Annotated in this window: 14 protein-coding genes and 1 other annotated feature; of the genes, 4 read left to right on the forward strand and 10 right to left on the reverse strand. The window is 31.4% G+C overall.

Features of this window, described 5'->3' with window-relative positions; translation table 11 throughout:
* Positions 1-14: 14 nt before the first annotated feature.
* The 3 genes from BUA82_RS14190 to BUA82_RS14200 form a co-directional block, all read right to left on the reverse strand.
* The gene (locus tag BUA82_RS14190; protein ID WP_073009573.1) at positions 15-929 is read right to left on the reverse strand and encodes an ABC transporter permease; all 915 of its coding nucleotides are present in this window, start codon (positions 927-929) and stop codon (positions 15-17) included.
* Between the two features lie 11 nt (positions 930-940).
* Positions 941-1,870 (reverse strand): ABC transporter permease, encoded by a 930-nt coding sequence (locus BUA82_RS14195; protein WP_073009576.1) that lies wholly within the window; start codon positions 1,868-1,870, stop codon positions 941-943.
* A 304-nt stretch (positions 1,871-2,174) separates the two neighbouring features.
* Entirely contained in the window at positions 2,175-3,308 is a 1,134-nt protein-coding gene (locus BUA82_RS14200) for a pyridoxal phosphate-dependent aminotransferase (RefSeq protein ID WP_073009578.1), read from the reverse strand.
* A 124-nt stretch (positions 3,309-3,432) separates the two neighbouring features.
* Here BUA82_RS14200 and dapD point away from each other — a divergent pair, with 124 nt between their 5' ends.
* Positions 3,433-4,143, forward strand: coding sequence for a 2,3,4,5-tetrahydropyridine-2,6-dicarboxylate N-acetyltransferase (gene dapD, locus BUA82_RS14205; RefSeq protein WP_073009581.1), 711 nt, complete (start codon positions 3,433-3,435; stop codon positions 4,141-4,143).
* Positions 4,144-4,300: 157 nt separating this feature from the next.
* Here the strand turns inward: dapD and BUA82_RS14210 are convergent, their stop codons facing one another.
* Both BUA82_RS14210 and BUA82_RS14215 read right to left on the reverse strand, forming a co-directional pair.
* A complete protein-coding gene (locus tag BUA82_RS14210; RefSeq protein ID WP_073009584.1) occupies positions 4,301-4,957 on the reverse strand; it encodes a single-stranded DNA-binding protein in 657 nt (218 codons plus the stop codon).
* A 142-nt stretch (positions 4,958-5,099) separates the two neighbouring features.
* Positions 5,100-5,861, reverse strand: a complete 762-nt coding sequence (locus tag BUA82_RS14215) for a polysaccharide deacetylase family protein (protein WP_073009587.1) — start codon at positions 5,859-5,861, stop codon at positions 5,100-5,102.
* Between the two features lie 139 nt (positions 5,862-6,000).
* On the opposite strand from BUA82_RS14215, the gene BUA82_RS14220 reads away from it, so the two are divergent.
* Positions 6,001-6,525, forward strand: coding sequence for a DUF4364 family protein (locus BUA82_RS14220; protein ID WP_073009590.1), 525 nt, complete (start codon positions 6,001-6,003; stop codon positions 6,523-6,525).
* Between the two features lie 2 nt (positions 6,526-6,527).
* Here BUA82_RS14220 and BUA82_RS14225 read toward each other — a convergent pair whose 3' ends face one another.
* Positions 6,528-7,406, reverse strand: coding sequence for a YncE family protein (locus tag BUA82_RS14225; protein ID WP_073009593.1), 879 nt, complete (start codon positions 7,404-7,406; stop codon positions 6,528-6,530).
* Between the two features lie 150 nt (positions 7,407-7,556).
* Here BUA82_RS14225 and BUA82_RS14230 point away from each other — a divergent pair, with 150 nt between their 5' ends.
* Positions 7,557-7,805: a TIGR03905 family TSCPD domain-containing protein gene (locus tag BUA82_RS14230; protein ID WP_073009596.1), complete on the forward strand. Its 249-nt coding sequence runs from the start codon at positions 7,557-7,559 to the stop codon at positions 7,803-7,805.
* 43 nt (positions 7,806-7,848) lie between these two features.
* On the opposite strand, the gene BUA82_RS14235 is transcribed toward BUA82_RS14230, so the two are convergent.
* Entirely contained in the window at positions 7,849-10,494 is a 2,646-nt protein-coding gene (locus BUA82_RS14235; RefSeq protein ID WP_073009599.1) for a valine--tRNA ligase, read from the reverse strand.
* A 48-nt stretch (positions 10,495-10,542) separates the two neighbouring features.
* Positions 10,543-10,752 (reverse strand) — a binding site (T-box leader).
* Positions 10,753-10,824: 72 nt separating this feature from the next.
* On the reverse strand, positions 10,825-15,102 hold the full coding sequence (locus BUA82_RS14240) for a 2-hydroxyacyl-CoA dehydratase (RefSeq protein WP_073009602.1): 4,278 nt from the start codon (positions 15,100-15,102) through the stop codon (positions 10,825-10,827).
* A gap of 132 nt (positions 15,103-15,234) precedes the next feature.
* Between BUA82_RS14240 and BUA82_RS14245 the strand changes: the two genes are divergently transcribed.
* A complete protein-coding gene (locus BUA82_RS14245) occupies positions 15,235-15,591 on the forward strand; it encodes a tetratricopeptide repeat protein (protein WP_073009605.1) in 357 nt (118 codons plus the stop codon).
* Positions 15,592-15,605: 14 nt separating this feature from the next.
* Here BUA82_RS14245 and BUA82_RS14250 read toward each other — a convergent pair whose 3' ends face one another.
* Together BUA82_RS14250 and recX are read right to left on the reverse strand one after the other, a co-directional pair.
* Positions 15,606-16,790 (reverse strand): transglutaminase-like domain-containing protein, encoded by a 1,185-nt coding sequence (locus BUA82_RS14250; RefSeq protein WP_073009608.1) that lies wholly within the window; start codon positions 16,788-16,790, stop codon positions 15,606-15,608.
* 10 nt (positions 16,791-16,800) lie between these two features.
* Positions 16,801-17,442: a recombination regulator RecX gene (gene recX / locus BUA82_RS14255; protein ID WP_073009611.1), complete on the reverse strand. Its 642-nt coding sequence runs from the start codon at positions 17,440-17,442 to the stop codon at positions 16,801-16,803.
* Position 17,443 lies beyond the last annotated feature (1 nt).

The following is a 17,443-nucleotide window of genomic DNA, read 5'->3' on the forward strand; positions in this document are numbered from 1 at the left end:
TATATTTCCCCCTTCTATCTCCTCATTCTAGGATCTAAAGAATCTCTTAACCCATCACCTAATAGATTGAAGGCTAAAATAGTTAAACAAATTGCCAAAGAAGGAAATAATAGCTGATAAGGATATACATATAATCCCTGCATAGCATCACTGGCTAAAGTTCCCCAGGAAGCTTTTGGTGCTGAAAGCCCTAAACCTATAAAGCTTAAGAATGATTCAGTAAATATTGCTTGAGGTATTAATAAGGTTAATGTTACTATTATAGGCCCTATGCAGTTAGGTATAAGGTGCCTTAATAGTATTCTTCTGTTGGAGGCTCCAAGTACTTTAGCTGCCAAAACAAATTCTTGACTTTTTAATTGAAGCACTTCCCCTCTAACAATTCTGGCCATGGATAGCCAATAGGAAATAGCTAAGGCTATAATTATGCTAGACAATCCGGCTCCTAAAATAGACATTATTATGATTACATATATCATCATAGGAATAGAATAAAGGATATCAACTATTCTCATCATTATATTATCTGCCGCACCTCCTACATATCCAGAAATGCCGCCATACAAAATACCAATAATAAAATTTAAAATTGAAGCTACAAATGCTATAATAAGTGAATATCTAGCACCAAACATTACCCTAACAAACATATCTCTTCCCAATTGATCTGTTCCAAACCAATGCTTTGAGCTTGGCCATTGATTTGATGCTACGAGGTCATTAGTAGCATAATCGTATTTAGAAAAAGCTGGAATTGCTATTGCTAATAAAGTTATTATTACAATAAAAATTAAAGAAATAATAGCTAGTTTATTCTTCTTTAATCTCCTCCAAGCATCTTGCCAATAGCTTATACTTGGCCTTACTATTTCATTTCGATTTTTTTCTTCTGCAGGCAGAAATTCAAACATATTACTATTAATATCCATTTAATCCCCCCCTAAGCTTCAGTACTCTCTAGTTTTATTCTAGGATCTATTACTACATACAAAATATCTACCACAAAGTTACATAATATTAAAAACGTACTGTAAAATATAGTAACACCTAACAGTGTAGTATAATCTCTATTATTTACAGAGGTAACAAATTCTCTACCTAATCCAGGGATGGCAAATATTTTTTCTACTACAAAACTTCCAGTAAGTACTCCAGCTATAAGAGGTCCAAGATATGTCACTATAGGAATTAAAGAGTTCCTTAAAGCATGTTTAAATATAACAGTTTTTCTGCTTAACCCTTTAGCCTTAGCAGTTCTTATATAATCTTGTCTTAAAACATCCAAAAGCCTTGATCTTGTAAGTCTAGTGATAAAAGCCAAGGAATATCCCGCCAATGCTATAGATGGCATTATATAATATCTCCAATCTTTAAAACCTGTAGCAGGAAGTAATTTAGCTTTAACTGCAAAAACATAAATAAGCAGAGAAGCTATAACAAAGCTAGGCACCGTAACACCTATGGTAGCTAAAAGCATACATAGAGAGTCTGGCCACTTTCCTTGTTTTAAAGCAGATATAATACCTAACAGTATTCCTACTACTAAAGATAAGGTTACAGCTACCACCCCAAGCTTAGCTGATGCCGGAAAAGAGTAGCTAATTACCCAATCAACAGTTCTACCTTCATATTTCATAGAAGGACCTAATTCTCCCTTTGTAAGGTTAACCAAATAAATCTTATATTGTTCTAGAATAGGCTTGTCTAATCCAAATTTTGCCTCTAAGTTAGCTTTTATAGCTGGCGGAAGAGTTTTCTCACCATCAAAAGGTCCCCCAGGCATAAAACGCATTAAAAAGAAAGTAAGCGTAATTACAATCCAAATGGTAACCACACTAGCAAAGAGTCTTTTTATTACATACTTAATCATACGATCCCCCCAAATTTTTAATTTAGCCCCCTAATTAATAAATCTGTAAATAAAAGTAATAAATTTATATCTAATTCTATTACAAATAACATTCCCACACAATACAATTTTCAAAAAAATGCAATATTATCATTGTTAACTATCAATTTTTGCAAAACAATTATTTTTTATTATTATAGTATATGCTAAATTACCATATGAATATTTCTTAAATAGTTAACAAATAAGAAATATTTTTTACTCTGTAAAAAAAGTAAAAAACTGTCTGAATAAATATACAGACAGTTTTTGTAAATTACTAAAGTTATACCATATTAACCCATGTTTCTATTCTATTTAATGCTTCTTCTAATTCACCAAAAGAATAACTATACGAAATTCTTATAAATCCCTCCCCATATTTTCCAAATGCACTTCCAGGAACACAGGCAACTTTTCCCTGATATAATAAGGATTCACAGAATTTTTCACTGTTCGTATTAAACTTTTCTATGGAAGGGAAAATATAAAATGCTCCTTGAGGCAAGTTACAATTGAATCCTATACCCTTTAATCTTTCATATGTATAATCTCTTCTCTTCATAAATTCCTCTTTCATATGAAGAACTTCCTGCATGGAGGTTCTCAAACCCTCTAACGCCCCATATTGAGCCACTGAATTAGCACAAGATACATTATATTGATGAACTTTCATAATCTCATCAAGTAAATTCTTAGAAGCGCACACATATCCAATCCTTAATCCAGTCATGGAGAACATTTTTGAAAAACCACTTACATAAACAACTTTTTCTTTTATATCTTTAAATGCTGCAATAGAATGATATTTTTCATAGCATAAAGCTGCATATATCTCGTCAGTAATAACCATTATATTATTTTGTAAAATAACTTTATGAAGTTCTTCTAACTGCTCTTTTGTTATTATTCCTCCTGTAGGATTTGATGGAAAAGAAAGAACTAAATAATTATTTTTTTCGGTGTGAATTAAATCTTTAATACTGTCTACATTAAATGTAAAGTCAGAGTTTAAAGGATATTCCTTTATTTCAGCCCCTAAAAGAGCTCCTATACTCTTATAAGCCGGATATCCAGGACTGGGTATTAGAAGATTATCTCCTTGATTAATCAGTGCAGTTAGGGTGGAGTACAAGGCTTCGCTCCCCCCTGCTGTAATACATACCTCCTCTGGATTATAATCTATCTCCATGGAGGATAAATAATGACATATCTCTTTTCTTAGTTCATATATTCCTGCATTAGGTGTATATGTGGTTTTATCCATGTTAATGGCATTAATCATAGCTTCCTTAATTTTTATAGGCATTGGAAAATCTGGTTGTCCTAAGGTTAATGAAATAGCCTCTGGTACTTCTATAACCTTATTAAAAAACTTCCTTATACCAGATATTTCTATGTTCTGTACATATTTATTCATATAAATTACCTCCTGTTAATTATATTATAATTGTCTTACCCCTTTTAATAAATGCGTTTATTTATTATAATAATTATTAACGTTACTTTTCAAGTATTAACTAAACATTAGGAGTGATGATGTAATGAGTTACAATTTTACAGATCCTTATGAAATTGCTAGATTTATAAAGGAATCTAAGAAATCTACACCGGTAAAGGTATATGTTAATGGAGCTCTTTCCAATTGTGATATGGGGACATTAGAATGGTTTGGAAATGATAATTTTTACATACTTTTTGGTGAAAGCGATGAAATAAGAAAATTTATTTTAGATAATAAAGAAAAAATTCATCATTTTAGAATTGAAAATGATAGAAGAAATTCTGCTATTCCATTAATGGATTTAACAGGAATAGATGCTAGAATAGAACCTGGCGCTATTATTCGTGATAAGGTTACTATTGGTAAAAATGCTGTAATAATGATGGGTGCAGTGATTAATATCGGTGCCGAAATCGGAGAAGGAACCATGATAGATATGAATGCTGTAGTGGGTGCTAGAGCTAATATCGGAAACAGAGTTCATATAGGAGCCGGAGCGGTGGTGGCAGGAGTTTTAGAACCACCTAGCAAAAATCCATGTATTATAGAAGATGATGTCTTAGTTGGAGCCAACGCAGTAATCCTTGAAGGGGTTCACATAGGAAGAGGTTCTGTAGTAGCTGCTGGTTCCGTGGTAGTGGAAGACATTCCAGAATCTGTAGTAGTGGCTGGTACCCCAGCTAAGATCATCAAATCCGTAGATGACAAAACCAAAGATAAAACCAAATTACTAGATGATCTAAGAAAATAATCATTTAATAAATTAAAAGGCGCTCCCCAAAAAGCACCTTTCACACCTTGTTAAAAAACACCCTGTTTTTTAACAAGGTGTTTTTTCTTAAATCTTTTTTACATTTAAAGAAACTCCGCCAGGAGTTTCCTCCTCCATTCTAAATTCTAAATTTTAATTAAACCACACCAATTTCTTCATCTATTATTGTGTTATCTTTATTAACTCTTTCCATCTTTGATATAGATACCTCATAGGCAACCTTTCTAATCACTTCTGTATCAGACACCTTCTTTTGATACTCCCTACTCTGTAACCTTCCCCAAACTCTAATGTTATCCCCAACACTTAAAGTTTGACAAAATCTTGAATTTCTTCCCCAAGCTATTGTAGGTATATAATCCGATTTGTTATATGCTCTATTCACCGCTAATAAGACATCAGAAATTTCTCTTCCAAAAGGTGTAGTCCTGTAAACAGGTTCTTTACATATATATCCGTCTAAAAATATTTCATTAGGGTTCTTACTCTTTTCTAAACATGGCTCTATATTTCTAGCAAATACAGTAAGTATAAGTTTATTAGCGCCATCTACAAATTTGTTATAAGACCTTAATTGACCCTCTACGATGATATCATTACCAATGGTCAAATCCACATCAGTGATAATTCTTTCAGATACGGTAATGTTTAGCATATCTTTAGTATCACTTAATCTCATGACCTCCATATCAAAAGTATAAAAGCCCTCCCCATACATTTCGTGACTAAATGATAATTTAGAAACAACAGTTCCTTCTAGATAGATCTTATTGTTTAACATCAAATTGTCCATCTTAACCCCTCTCTCCCTTGGTTTTTTAATCTTTAAAATAAAATATGTTAGTTAATTTGAAAATATAACCATACTTTGAAAAAACAAATATAATATCTGTTGTTTCCATTATAATACATTTAATCTATAGATTTCAATAGGATTAATTTTTATGTTGTTTTCCATTAATATCTATATAATAATCATCTTTATATATAAGCTCTGAAATAACAACAAACTCATAGCCCTTATCCTTTAAATTATCGATGATCTTTTCTAAATTCTTAGGTGTATACTTGGCATCATTGTGAAATAGTATTATAGAGCCTGGACTTGCTTTCTTCATTACTCTCTCATATTCTATTGCTTCTCCCTGTTCTCTCCAGTCAATAGAATCCACATCCCATTGAATGCAAAAATGTTTAGTAGACTCTACGGTTTCTATAACATTATCATTATAAGCTCCACTAGGGCATCTAAATAAATCTGTTGTAATTCCCGTATGCTTTTTTATAATAGAATCCGTTACTTCAATTTCTTTAATCATTCTATCCTTAGTAATTTTAGTCATATCAGGATGCATATTGCTATGATTTCCAATTTCATGCCCTTCATCATAAATTCTTTTTAGTTTAGCTGCATTTTCCTCATTATACTCTATCCATCCACCCATTACAAAAAAAGTAGCCTTAACATTTTTATTTTTTAAAATATCTAGAATTTCATATAAATGATCTTTCTCCGCCCAATTCACATCGAAAGTTATAGCAATATCTTGCTTTTTAGTTTCTACTGAGTAAATTGGGAGTTTCTTATTAGTAGCAAAGGTTTTAATATCTAATTTTGATAGTAATATTGATGATAAACCTGTTAAAAACAGCAGTAAAAGTGAAAATATAACTTTATGATAAAGTTTTTTATTCATACAAAATCCTCTTTTCTTTATAATCCTCATAATGATATATATTCTTTTACAATAAACAATAATACAAAAAAGCACCCTTAAAGTGCTTTTTATGATATAATAATAAATATACTCTTGCCTTAATGGAGGGTGGATACTCATGTATGAGAATACTATAGAATTAGCAGAAAACAAATTAATACTACTTTATATAATAAAAAAGATTAAATATCCCATCTCTAATACTCAACTTACAGAGATAGTATTAGAAAATAATTTAATGAATTATTTTATTTTACAGCAATATATAACGGAACTTATATCTTCAGAGTTCTTAATTACCAACGATGGGGACGTTAAGAAAAACATTGCTATTTCTCCAAAAGGAAACAAGGTTTTAGAATTATTTAATCAAAGGATATCCCCATTTAAGATTCAAGTTATAGATGAATATATTAATAATAAACTAGAAAAAATCAAAAAAGAACAAAGCATTACCTCAGACTATACTATAACTGAAAGCAATAATTTTATAGTAAATTTAAAAGCTACAGAAGATAATTACATTATTATTGATTTAAAAATCTCTGTGGCATCAAAAAAACAGGCTCAAGAACTATGCAAAAAGTGGCAAGACAATTCATCAGAAATATATAATAAGATAATTAAGTCCCTTATAGAATAAAGCTAATTTATAATCATACCGTTGGGTTCTTTACCTACAGGTATGATTTTTATTTCTTTACTGCTAAGTTTATAATTAATAAGTAGATTGTTATAATTATCCCCAATGAATAAATCATAGTTATTTTTCACAATTCCCCTAGGCATTCCACCTATGAATATTTTATATAACTCCTTCATAGAGTTATAATTTACTATGCTTATACTTCCATCGTTAAAATTGGTGATATAGCTATACCCATACTGGTCACAGCATATATCCACAGGAGACCTTCCCACCATTACTTCCCCTACTACAGTTAAGCTTTCTAAATCTAACAGCTTTATGCCGCCAGGTTTATCAGCCCCCATATTGCTTGAACATATTAATATTCCTTTTCCCTCAGGGGTGAATATGGATTTAGTAGGATAATGACCAACTTTTATATTTCCTATTACTTCATTGGATATACAATCTAACAATATTATATTTTCACTTAGCATATTAGTTATCACAGCTAAAGCCAATTCTTCACAAATTTCTATACTATGAGGATAGATACCAGTAGGTATATATTCCATGACTCTATTATTTATTAAGTCGAAAGTTATTAATGAATTTGTTTCACCACATATTATATAAGCAGTATCCTTATATACCCTTACATCGTTTAAATGCACTCCAATAAAAAAATCTTCAGTATCATTATGCATTATATCAATCTTTGTTATGGAATTGCTATAATTATTTGCTACTATCAAATTATCATTATAGGAACAAATGCCATGAGGCCCTATTCTATTTGCATACTTTGTCAGATTGATTTTTCTTTCTTTTAAAGTTATAATATCCACTTCTGAAATATAATCCGAGGCTGTATTACATACATAAAGCTTACTCATATTTACCTTCTTATATAGAAGTTTCACCCCCTGCAATAGTACTTGTATTTATAATATATGTTTAAAATTAATTAAGGACATTACTTTTTGTTAATTAACATAATTTATATTTTATAGTATAATAATCTTTGTGCAGTTAGGGGGTGCAAAATGATAGTATATAAAACTGAAGGTGTCTGTGCAAAACAAATTGAAATTAATTTGCAAGGGGAAATAGTTAAAGAAGTAAAATTTACATCTGGCTGCCCTGGAAATCTCATGGGTATTTCCAGCCTGGTAAAAGGTATGCCAATCCAAGAAGTTATCAATAGACTAAAAGGGATAAAATGTGGAAATAAGGATACATCTTGTCCTGATCAATTATCCAAAGCCTTGGAAAATTATCTCCTAGAAAAATAATAAGTCAACCATTTTGGTTGACTTATTATTTATTATAAGATATTTATTTTAAGCTATCTATTCTATTAATCACAGCCAATAGCATAGCTTCATATTTTTTACCCTTTTCTTTTTCTTCGTTAACCACTGCTTCTGGAGCTTTTGCTACAAAACCATTATTGGAAAGTTTCTTATTTACTCTTTCAATTTCTAGAGTTAATTTTTCCTTTTCTTTATTTAATCTTTCTAATTCTTTATCCTTGTCTATAAGATCTAATAATGGCATAAAGAATTCTCCTCCCTTAGATAGGGCTGATACTAGGTTATTAGGTAACCCCTCCTTGGATTCTAAGAAAACAACTTCATTAGCAAAGGCTAATTTTTCAATATAAGCTTTTCCCTTAATAAAGGCACCTTTTGATTCTTCTGTAACGTAAGCCATAAGTTTAGCTTTCTTGGAAGGAGGTACATTTATTTCTGCTCTAACATTTCTGATAGCCTTAATTGCTTCAATAACATAATTCATCTCATCTTCTATTTTAGAATCAATAAGATCATCATCTGATTCTGGCCATTTTGAAATGGTTATGGATTCATATTCCTCTGCCAAATGAGTATATATCTCTTCTGTTATAAAAGGCATTACTGGATGTAGAAGCTGCAAAGAAGTCGTTAAAACTTTATATAGTACATTGAATACTATACCTTTACTTTCTTCTCCTTCACCATAAAGTACAGGTTTTACAAGCTCTATATACCAGTCACAGAATTCAGTCCAAATAAAGTCATAGATCTTTTGCAACGCAATGCCTATTTCAAATTTATCTAAATTATAAGTTACTTCTTTAATTAAATTATTTAATTTTGAAAGAATCCATCTATCCGCTAAAGAGTAATTTGTATTATTTTTATACTTGTTCATTAACTCTTTATCTAAATTCATCATAACAAATCTAGAGGCATTCCAAGTTTTATTAGCAAAGTTTCTTGCAGCTTCTACCCTTTCAGGATAAAATCTAATATCATTACCTGGGGCATTACCAGTTACCAGCATAAATCTTAAAGCATCCGCTCCATAATTATCAATAACTTCTAGTGGGTCTACACCATTTCCTAGGGACTTTGACATTTTTTTACCCTCAGAATCTCTTACAATTCCATGCATTAGGACATTTTCAAAAGGTACTTCTCCCATGTTATGAATTCCTGAAAAAATCATTCTAGCTACCCAGAAGAATATTATATCGTAACCTGTAACCAAGGTGCTGGTAGGATAAAAATACTCCAGGTCCTCTGTAGAATCTGGCCATCCTAAAGTGGAAAAAGGCCATAAAGCAGAGCTAAACCATGTGTCTAAAACATCCTTATCCTGTGTTAATTTGCTGCTTCCACATTTATTACAGCTATGTGGTTCTTGTTCTGTTACTATTATCTCACCGCAATCATCGCAGTACCAAACAGGAATTCTGTGTCCCCACCATAATTGTCTTGAGATACACCAATCTTGAATATTATCCATCCAGTTAAAATAAATTTTTTCAAATCTTTCAGGAATAAACTTGGTTTTCTTTTCTTTCACAGCCTTTATAGCTGGCTCAGCTAAGCTTTCCATCTTAACATACCATTGTTTTGATATTATAGGCTCTACCACAGTGCTACATCTATCGTGGGTTCCTACATTGTGTACATGAGGTTTTATCTTAACTAGAAGCCCTTGCTCCTCTAAATCTTTAACTATAGCCTTTCTAGCTTCATATCTGTCTAAACCAGCATATTTTCCACCTAAATTATTTATGGTTCCCTTGTCATCCATAACCCTGATTATAGGTAAGTCATGTCTATTACCCACTAAGAAGTCATTAGGGTCATGGGCAGGTGTTATCTTAACAGCTCCTGTACCAAACTCCATATCTACATATTCGTCAGCTATAATAGGTATCTCTCTATTCATAAGAGGCAGTATAAGCTTTTTACCCACAAGATGAGAGTATTTTGGATCATTAGGGTTCACCGCTACTGCAGTATCTCCTAACATGGTCTCTGGCCTTGTAGTAGCTATCTCCAAATATTCAACACTGCCTACTAAAGGATATTTAATATGCCAAAAGCTTCCTTCTTTTTCTTCATATTCAATCTCAGCATCTGAAAGTGCTGTCTGACATTTAGGACACCAGTTTGTTATTCTATTTCCTTGATATATTAGTCCTTCATTGTATAGTTTAACGAATACGTGTCTTACTGCTTTACTTAAATTTTCATCCATAGTAAAGCTTTCACGGGTAAAATCAGCGGACACTCCCATTTTTTTAAGTTGAGTTCTTATTCTTTCTCTATAGGTATCAGTCCATTCCCAAACCTTTTCTAGGAAGGCATCTCTACCCATTTCTTTTTTCTTTAAACCTTGTTTTAAAAGTTCATTTTCTACTTTAACCTCTGTAGCGATACTTGCATGGTCTTCCCCTGGAAGCCATAATGCAGCATACCCTTGCATCCTTTTAAATCTTATAAGTATATCTTGAAGTGTATTATCTAGCGCATGCCCTAGGTGAAGCTGCCCTGTGATATTAGGCGGTGGCATAATAATAGTATAAGGTTTTTTATTCTTATCAATAATAGGTGTAAAATACTTTTTGCCTTCCCAGGTTTTATAAATTCTTTCTTCAAATTCTTTTGGATTATAGGTCGTAGAAAGGTTTTTATTTTCTTCCATTAAATCTCCTCCTAATAATTTATTAAAAATAGAAAAGAGCCTTCATCCTAAAAGGACGAAGACTCGCGGTACCACCTTTTTTCCCACTACCATGGGCTCTCATATACATAACGGCATGGCTGCCGTCTTTACTTACTAAATTTCAGTAAAGAAGCTCAAAAGCTACCTTCAAGATTTCCGATAAAAAAGGTTTTTCAGCCAAGAACCCTTATCTCTGATTATCTTATAATCTTTACTCCTCTTTCTCAAAGCTTGTAAATTTTAAATTAAAATATTCTTCATTGATTTAGATACCTAATATTATAATACTTTAATCTTAATTGTCAACCACTATCTTTCTTTAAAACTAGCTACTTCATCTAAGGTTTCTTTTACCATATCCTGAGCATTTAGATTTTTCATAGCTACAGAAAGCATTAATTTTATTCTATTTAACTGATTTACCTCACTGGCACCTGGATCATAGTCTACAGCTGTTATATTAGCGTAAGGGTACCTATGTCTTAAAGCTTTTATCATTCCTTTGCCTGTAACATGGTTTGGTAAACATGCAAAGGGTTGAACACAAAGTATGTTATCTACTCCACTATCTAAAAGTTCCATCATTTCAGCGGTTAAAAACCATCCTTCCCCGGTTTGATTCCCTAAAGATAAAACCTTAGATGCTTTATTAGCTAGCTCCTGTATACTAACGGGTGTATTAAATCTTTTACTTTTATTTAATTCATTCTTTAAGGTATTTCTATAAAATTCTATAGCTTTTATTATAACTTTAGATTGAACCATAGAAAGCCATGTTCCATCCAGGCTTCTATACTTGAAATCAGCATCGTAAGAGGTATACAAGAAAAAGTCTATGAGGTCGGGCATTACTGCCTCCCCTCCTTCTTTTTCTATTATATCCACCACATTATTATTTGCCATAGGGTGAAATTTAACCAATATTTCTCCTACAATTCCCACTCTTGGCTTTTTTATATCCTTTAATTTCAAGTTATCAAAATCTTTAATAATAGCTTTAATATTTTCATTAAATTCTTTTAGGCTGCCATTACATACATTATGTTTTGCCACTTCAGCCCAATGTCTGTATAGCTTATTAGCAGATCCATTTTCCTCTTCATAGGGCCTTACCTTATAAAGCACTCTCATAAATAGATCTCCGTAAACCAGAGCCATCATAGCCTTATTTAAAAGTTCCAGTGAGATTTTAAAACCAGATTGTTTTTCTAAGCCTACTGCATTTAAAGATATCACTGGAATACTCTCAAAGCCTGCTTCTCTTAAAGCTTTCTTTAAGAAGCCGATGTAATTTGTGGCTCTACATCCTCCTCCGGTTTGGGTAATAATTACTGAGGTATTATTTAAATCATATTTTCCTGATTTAAGGGCATGAATCATCTGTCCAATAACTATTATAGAAGGATAGCAAGCATCATTATTCACATATTTTAGCCCTTCTTCTATGGCCTCATTATCCACTGTGGGAAGTATTTCAACGTTGTATCCACTAGCTTTAAACGCCTCTTCTACCAGCTCAAAATGAATGGGTGACATTTGAGGTGCCAATATGGTATGAGCTTTTTTCATACTCTTATTAAAAATAACATCATCATACTTATAATTATTATTTTTAGGATTATATAGGGATTTTTCTCTTTCCATTAATGCAGCTTTTAATGAACGTATCCTTATTTTAATGGCTCCTAAGTTATTTACTTCATCGATTTTTAATAAGGTAAATATTTTATCTTTTGCTTGTAATATTTCTTGAACCTGATCTGAAGTTACCGCGTCAAGACCACATCCAAAAGAGTTTAACTGAATCAACTCCAGATTACTTTTCTTAGTAACATATTCTGCTGCATTATATAGTCTTGTATGATACATCCATTGGTCTACCACCCTTAAATCTCTATCCAGATTTCCCAGGTGGGAAATAGAATCCTCCGTTAATACAGCCATATCAAAGCCGGTAATTATATTGGGCAGCCCATGATTTATCTCCGGGTCTATATGATAGGGTCTGCCGCACAAAACCACACCTTTTTTCCCCGTATTATCTAGATATTTAATTACTTCTTCACCTTTTTTTCTTATATCTTCCTTAAATTTATCATATTCTTCCCATGCTGCATCTGCAGCATACTTTACTTCCTTCAAGGTAATATTAAAATCTTTAAGTTCCTGAAATATTCGTTTTGTTAATATCTTTCTATTATTTAGGGAAAAGAATGGATTCATAAACCTAATTTCTTTAGTTTTTAATTCCTCTACATTATTTTTAATAACCTCTGGATAAGAAGTGACAATAGGACAATTGTAGCAGTTGTTAGCACACTTATCTTCCTTTTGCTCATAAGGTATACAAGGATAGAAAATAGTTTTAACATTTTTATTAATTAAATCCATAATATGACCATGTACAAGCTTCGCAGGGTAACAAGCAGATTCAGATGGTATGGTTTCAATGCCCATCTCATAAACTTTTCTTGAAGACTGGGCTGATAATACTACCCTAAACCCTAGCTTGGTTAATAATGTAAACCAAAAAGGATAATTTTCATATATATTTAATACCCTGGGAATACCTATGGTACCTCTAAAAGCTTCTTTTTCACTTAAAGCTTTATAAGAAAATATTTTTTTGTACTTGTAATCATATAAGTTAGGTATTTCATTCTTTGTTTTTGTTTTCCCTAAAGGCCTTTCACATCGATTTCCCGATATAAATTCTTCTTGAGAGTTAAATTTATTTATGGTAAGAAGACAATTATTATTACACAAACCGCATCTTCTTAAGGTTATATCTGAAGAAAACTCTTGTAAGCTTTTCTTTGATAAAATTGAAGAAGTTTCATTTTCTTTGCATCTTTCCTTTGCTATTAAAGCTGCTCCAAAAGCTCCCATTAATCCTGCTATATCAGGTCTTATTACTTCTTTGCCAAGTATTTGCTCAAAACATCTTAATACAGCATCATTATAAAAGGTACCACCTTGAACAATAATCTTCTCTCCTATTTCTTCAGGCTTTCGTATTTTAATAACCTTGTATAATGCATTTTTTATAACTGAATAGGAAAGCCCTGCGGATATATCGCCTACAGAAGCTCCTTCTTTTTGAGCTTGTTTAACTCTAGAGTTCATAAATACAGTGCATCTTGAGCCTAGGTCTACGGGATTCTCTGCAAATAAGGCTTCTTTAGCAAAATCCTTTACATCATAGTTTAATGATTGAGCAAAACTTTCTATAAAAGAGCCACATCCAGAAGAACAAGCTTCATTTAAAAGAATGCTCTCAATGACATCATTCTTAATCCTTAAACATTTCATGTCTTGCCCACCTATATCAAGGATAAACTCAACCCCGGGCAAAAAGTATTTTGCTGCTTTATAATGGGCTATGGTCTCAATTTCTCCCTCATCCACCTTCAATGCTGTTTTAATCATAGCTTCACCATAACCAGTTACTACAGCCTTGGCTATATATGCCTCCTTAGGCATGTTTAAATACATATCCTCCAAAGAACGTATAACCTGATCTAGAGGGGTTCCTTTATTACTTCCGTAATAGCTATATAAAATACTGTTTTCATCATCTATAAGCACTAGCTTAGTAGTGGTAGAACCTGCATCTATTCCAAGATAACAAGCTCCTTCTTGCTTATTAAATTCTTTATACTTTGCTTTATTTTTTTGGTGTCTTTCACTAAATTTCTCTAATTCTTTAGTGTTTTTGAAAAGAGGGGACAATCTTTGTATTTCTATATCTTTAATTTCACTCATATTTTGAACCTTAGACATTAATGAGTTAAAGCTTATACTTTCTGATTGTCTTGCATTTAGTGCTGCTCCTAAAGCTACAAAAAGCTGTGAATTTTCCGGAAAAATAATTTGAGAATCCTCAAGGTTTAAGGTTTCGATAAATCTCTTTCTTAATTCAGATAGAAAATAAAGTGGTCCACCTAGAAAAGCAACGTTACCCCTTATAGGTCTTCCACAGGCTAGTCCACTTATTGTTTGATTCACCACTGCTTGAAATATTGACACTGCTATATCTTCTTTCCTGGCACCTTCATTTAAAAGTGGCTGAATATCGGTTTTAGCAAATACCCCACACCTTGCTGCTATAGGGTATATAACCTTATAATCTTTAGCGAGTTCATTTAATCCTGCAGCATCGGTTTGCAATAAAACCGCCATTTGATCTATAAAGGCACCTGTCCCACCAGCACAAGTTCCGTTCATTCTCTGTTCTAAAGTAGTATCAAAAAAAGTTATTTTAGCATCTTCTCCTCCAAGTTCAAGAGCTACATCAGTATCTGGAATAAGCTCCTCTACTGTGGTACTTGAAGCGATTACCTCTTGAACAAAGGGTATATCTAACCATTTGGATACAGATAAGCCACCTGAGCCAGTGACATTTATTTTAATAGAACTTTTTTTCAAAATACTTGAAGATTCAAATAGTAATTTCCTTATGGTACTCCTAATATCGGAGAAATGCCTTTCATATCTTTTAAAAATCAAGTTATTATTTTCATCTAGTACTATAATCTTCACTGTAGTAGATCCTACATCTAGACCCACATTATACATTTCCCACATTTTAATCTCTCCTAAAAGTTATATAACAATAATTAATTATGTATATATTTTTCTTTTTTGTCAAAAATTATAATGAATATCCCCTTATTAATATAAATATTTATAGTTAAAGCAATAATTAAGGAGACTATTATGGATTATTTTGATGAAGCAAACCATTGTTATAATGTAAAAGAATATGAGAAAGCTCTAAAGTTTTACAAAAAAGCTATTGAAAACAAAACCTATGAAGCTTGTTCATATTATAACTCCGCAGTTTGCTGTATAAAATTAAAGGAATACCAAAGAGGCATTGAGCTGCTTAAATCTGCAATTTCACTTAAAGTAGATTCAAAATACTTTTTTAATTTAGCTTATTGCTATGCTATGATTAAAAATAATAAAAAAGCTTTAGTATACTTTAATACAGCTTGGTCATTAGATAATAATGATGATGAATGCGAAAAAGCCATAAATTTAATAATTAAAGGCTTACCTAAGCATCCTTAATTAAGGATGCTTTTTTACCATTCACCAATTATCTTAGGATTTTTATGATCTAGTTCAAACCTTCTGCTATTAAAATAGTTCCCACCTTTATAAAAAGTTGGATCTACATTTATCCATTTGTCTTCATCCTCTAAGTATACCTGATTCCAAGCATGGCTTACCCAGGATATCCCATTATAGCCTTCTCCCGTTACCATTCTAACTTTAAGCCCCACTGCCTTACTCATAGAAACATATAAACATGCATAATCAAAGCAAATGCCTTTTTTAGTATTAAAGGTGATAATGGATCCTGACTTTGATGAAAAGTCGTTGTTTAATATTTGCTGAGCTTTATCATCGTCATAATTTATATTACTACCAATCCAGGCATATAGTGTTCTCGCTTTAGCCCTATCAGTGTTTTGACCTGCTGTTATATGTTTCGCATAATTATTAATCTCTTCATTGCTCCTAATGCCCTCTTCCAAGGTTATTCCATTGTAATATACTATTTGTTTATTTTTATTTAATGATATATTTTTATATTTCTTTATATCTTCCCAAGTACCTATTCCATTATCATCTTGTATCTTCACTTTAAAAGAGTTATCAACGATATTAGGTAGAGCTTTTGCCAATTTGGAATTTGTTACTGGTATAACAATTTGCTTACATAAATTAGTATATATGTTTGATTCCTCAAGTAAAGTGTTTAATTTTGGGCTTATGTTCAATATGGAAGCGAAATTCAATATAAATATAAAGAATACAACATTGCACATAGATTTAGGAAGTTCTGCAATGGCTCCGGTTATTCTCTTAAAAAGAATACTCCTATTCTTTAAAAACCTCTCAACAATATCCAATAAGGGAAATAAAATTATTGAGTTAACAAGCAAAAAAGTTAAATGGAATATCTGATAAAAAAATAATCCCAAGATAGGTAAAACTATCACATATAAAAGCCAAGGATACGCATCCAAAACTAAAATTACTTTTTGTGGAATATAAGTAAATATTCCATTTTCTCTAACTAAAAAATAGTTTTTAAATACTAAAAAACCAAAAATCAAGGCTAATAAAGCAGATACACTTTTTTCAAACTCACTAAGCTCCCACTTTATATCCTTAGTATTATATTTTTTTATAAAGCCTTTTAGTATTGGATAAATAAAAAGGAAAATTAAAAACAAAGATATAGGGTTTTTGTTATTCATCACATTCACCTTATTCATATTCAGAAATATTAGTAATCTTACGCACAATAGCCTTTACCATTTCATATTCATATCCTTTAGAAAGCAAAAATGAAGTTAGTTTATTGGAAAGTTTCCACGTGTCATTTTCTCTTTTAATGAGCTGAGAATATTTCTTTTCTGCTATTACTGTAGCATATTTTTCCATATCCTCCTTATTAATCTTACCTAATTCTCTTTTAATTAAACTCTCTGATACACCTTTTTTACTTAAATTATATTGTATTTTCTTATTTCCTTGATTTTTTATATTGTCTTTTATAAATGCTTGAGTATATTTAACGTCATTCATAAAATCATATTCTCTTAATAGTTTTTTTATTCTTTCTACTATATTTTTGTCAAAACCTTTTTGTATAAGCTTATCTTCTATTTCTTTTTCAGTTTTATAAGATCTTTCAATAATTCTAAAGGCTGCAGCCTTAGCTTTCAAATAGTTGTCTTCATTAATTATCTCTTCTAAATCCTTTAAATCAATGTGTTGTCCTTTAGAAAGATTATACTTATATATGATTTCAGTATCACAAGAAAATTTGTATTCCTCATCAATATATATATTAACCCTCTTTTTATTTCTCTTTTGCACTTCTATGTTAGTAATTTTGTTTTCCATG

Origin of the sequence: Clostridium amylolyticum, assembly GCF_900142075.1 — a bacterium.
Lineage (GTDB): Bacteria > Bacillota > Clostridia > Clostridiales > Clostridiaceae > Clostridium_AA > Clostridium_AA amylolyticum.

Coding starts and splice junctions, on each gene's coding strand:
- BUA82_RS14215 (WP_073009587.1), bottom strand. CDS start 5,861: ATGAATAAAAAACTTTATCATAAAGTTATATTTTCACTTTTACTGCTG.
- recX (WP_073009611.1), bottom strand. CDS start 17,442: ATGGAAAACAAAATTACTAACATAGAAGTGCAAAAGAGAAATAAAAAG.
- BUA82_RS14195 (WP_073009576.1), bottom strand. CDS start 1,870: ATGATTAAGTATGTAATAAAAAGACTCTTTGCTAGTGTGGTTACCATT.
- BUA82_RS14245 (WP_073009605.1), top strand. CDS start 15,235: ATGGATTATTTTGATGAAGCAAACCATTGTTATAATGTAAAAGAATAT.
- BUA82_RS14210 (WP_073009584.1), bottom strand. CDS start 4,957: ATGGACAATTTGATGTTAAACAATAAGATCTATCTAGAAGGAACTGTT.
- BUA82_RS14220 (WP_073009590.1), top strand. CDS start 6,001: ATGTATGAGAATACTATAGAATTAGCAGAAAACAAATTAATACTACTT.
- BUA82_RS14225 (WP_073009593.1), bottom strand. CDS start 7,406: ATGAGTAAGCTTTATGTATGTAATACAGCCTCGGATTATATTTCAGAA.
- BUA82_RS14200 (WP_073009578.1), bottom strand. CDS start 3,308: ATGAATAAATATGTACAGAACATAGAAATATCTGGTATAAGGAAGTTT.
- dapD (WP_073009581.1), top strand. CDS start 3,433: ATGAGTTACAATTTTACAGATCCTTATGAAATTGCTAGATTTATAAAG.
- BUA82_RS14190 (WP_073009573.1), bottom strand. CDS start 929: ATGGATATTAATAGTAATATGTTTGAATTTCTGCCTGCAGAAGAAAAA.
- BUA82_RS14250 (WP_073009608.1), bottom strand. CDS start 16,790: ATGAATAACAAAAACCCTATATCTTTGTTTTTAATTTTCCTTTTTATT.
- BUA82_RS14230 (WP_073009596.1), top strand. CDS start 7,557: ATGATAGTATATAAAACTGAAGGTGTCTGTGCAAAACAAATTGAAATT.
- BUA82_RS14240 (WP_073009602.1), bottom strand. CDS start 15,102: ATGTGGGAAATGTATAATGTGGGTCTAGATGTAGGATCTACTACAGTG.
- BUA82_RS14235 (WP_073009599.1), bottom strand. CDS start 10,494: ATGGAAGAAAATAAAAACCTTTCTACGACCTATAATCCAAAAGAATTT.